This window comes from Promicromonospora kroppenstedtii DSM 19349 (assembly GCF_000515355.1).
Taxonomy (GTDB): domain Bacteria; phylum Actinomycetota; class Actinomycetes; order Actinomycetales; family Cellulomonadaceae; genus Promicromonospora; species Promicromonospora kroppenstedtii.
Map to the genome: position 1 here is coordinate 1 of NZ_KI911691.1, position 1,624 is coordinate 1,624.

1 protein-coding gene is annotated in these 1,624 nt (G+C 72.4%); it reads right to left on the bottom strand.

Translation table 11 applies throughout. The features are described 5' to 3' along the window. Nucleotides 1-390: 390 nt before the first annotated feature. Nucleotides 391-1,392, bottom strand: coding sequence for a LacI family DNA-binding transcriptional regulator (locus PROKR_RS16570; protein ID WP_245605856.1), 1,002 nt, complete (start codon nucleotides 1,390-1,392; stop codon nucleotides 391-393). Nucleotides 1,393-1,624 lie beyond the last annotated feature (232 nt).

Below are 1,624 nucleotides of genomic sequence, written 5' to 3' on the forward strand. Positions count from 1 at the left end.
CGGCGCGCGCGACGCCGGCCAGGGGGCGGTGCGCCGCCCGGTGCCGGCCGCGTGCACGGGGGAGTGCGGCCGGTTCGAGGTTGGGATCCATGAAGGCTGGGACCTTTCTGGTTCGGAAGCTGAAGCGCACACGCGGCATCGTGGTGGGCCGAGCCGAGGTGGGCCCACACTAGCGCCTCCTCCGGCGGTGCGGGACCCACCTGGCGTGATCTTTTCGTGATCGGCACTCCCGGCTCACCACGGCGCTGGGGGGTCGGCACTTTGCATCGAGGTCGGCAGAGGCCTGTGCCGACCTCGATGCAAGCTGCCGAGTCTGCGGGGCAAACTGCCGAACCTGCCGCCAGTGCCGACTCAAGGACGGGTAGCCGGGTCAGCCCCCGGCACCCGCCGTCAGCTCCCGGGCGGCACCGCCGTGCTCTCGCGGACCACCAGGGTGTGCGGCGCCGTGACCTCGACCGCGGGGGTGTCCGGGTCGTCGATGCGTTCGGCGATCCGACCCACGGCCTGCCGGGCGATGAACGGGGTGTCGAGCGAGACCGTGGACAGGCTGGGGTGCGTGTACTGGCCCTCCTCGATGTCGTCGACGCCGATCACGGCGACGTCGTCGGGCACGCTGCGGCCGGCGTCGAAGACGGCGCGCATCGCGCCCATGGCGAGCAGGTCGGAGTAGCAGAAGATGGCGTCGGGCGGCTCGGGCAGGGCGAGCAGCGCCGTGGCGGCGTCGTACCCGTCGGCCCGGCTGTAGTGCGCGGCCGGGCGCAGCAGCTCGCGCTCGGACGTCAGCCCCGCTTCGGCCAGCGCTCGCTCGTAGCCCAGGGTGCGCTGGCGCGGGGTGGTGTAGTCCTCGTCGGGCTGCACGCCGATCGCCGCGATGCGGGTGCGGCCGGTCGCGATGAGGTGGGCCGTCGCGTCGTGGGCCGCCTGCACGTTGTCGATGGCCACGTGGTCGTAGCGGCCGTCGAAGTCGTGCTCGCCGAGCAGCACGAGCGGCATCGACCGGCTGGGCTCCATCTCGGCCAGCTCGCCCTGCGTGACCAGGGGGGTGAACAGGACGCCGTCGAACAGCATCGTGCGGTCGGCGCCCGTCAGGAGCCGGCGCTCGCGCTCGTGGTCGTGCCCCGTCTGGTCGACCATGACGCGGTAGCCCAGCGCGGCGGCGGCGTCGATCACCTCCCGTGCGAGCTCCGCGAAGTACGGGACGTCGATCTCCGGGACCACGAGCGCCAGCACGCCGGTGCGCCCCGTGCGCAGCGTGCGGGCCACCGGGTTGGGCCGGTAGTCCAGCTCCTCGATCGCGGCCTGCACCCGCTGCCGGGTCCGCTCGCTCACGTGCGTGTAGCCGGCGACGACGTTCGACACCGTCCGCACCGAGACCTGGGCTTTCTCTGCCACATCGCGCAGTGTGATCGGCACCGCGTCCCCTTTCATCCTGGTGGACCCAAGGATAGGCCTTGCAACGTACGCAAAGCAGAGCTAGTTTGCACACGTTGAAAACTCCGCGGGGCGCCATGCCCCGCGCATGCACAAGGGAGTGCTCATGCACCCGAATCGCACCACCCGCGCGGCCACCGGCCGCCCGTCCGTCGCGCGTCGCACGGCGGTCGTCGCCGCCGGGGCCCTGACC